At 47.6% G+C, this 580-nt stretch carries 1 protein-coding gene; it reads right to left on the minus strand.

The genetic code is table 11. From position 1 onward, the window contains the following. Nucleotides 1-580, minus strand: a 580-nt coding sequence (locus R8O10_RS26480; protein ID WP_318192133.1) for a replication initiation factor domain-containing protein, incomplete at both ends; no start/stop codon positions are given.

Raw genomic sequence — 580 nt, forward strand, 5'->3', positions numbered from 1 at the left:
TATGTATCAGGCAAGTTGAGCAAATCACCCTGCGTATCCTCAGATATGAGCAACCCGAAAACTTTCTCCAAGTCACCATCCAAGTACTTAGCAATATCCGCTAACGTGCGGCCAACTTGACGACGAGCCCAACGAATGCGCCCGTGCATATCGAGCGCAACTTGTTTCTTTTTTGTAACCACCTTTACTGGAGAGCTGGATACGATAGATGCGCTATACGCACAAATTCCGGCGAAGTAACCGCTGATATCGAGAAGGACGTCGATTGGCATCTCCTTCAGCTCACACTCACTTCTAAACCAAAACATATCGAGCCCAAGCTGAGCAGCCTTGTTATAAATACGCCAGTAAATACGAGATTTGCGGTTGCCAACCTCGAATGATTCATTGATAACCTTGCCGGAAGGTTCAGCAAAATAACGCTCACCTGCACTAGGGCCGCAACCCCTATCAGATGTGCGAAACGCATTATCGGCATAGGCTTTTTTTGCATACTCACGACCAAACAGGCCGTGGAAGTCATCGACTGCAAGGTCGATTCGAGATAGACGGTTACAGTCGAGAAGATCTAACCACCAAT

Source organism: Vibrio sp. 1727 (genome assembly GCF_033344415.1).
Taxonomy (GTDB): domain Bacteria; phylum Pseudomonadota; class Gammaproteobacteria; order Enterobacterales; family Vibrionaceae; genus Vibrio; species Vibrio alginolyticus.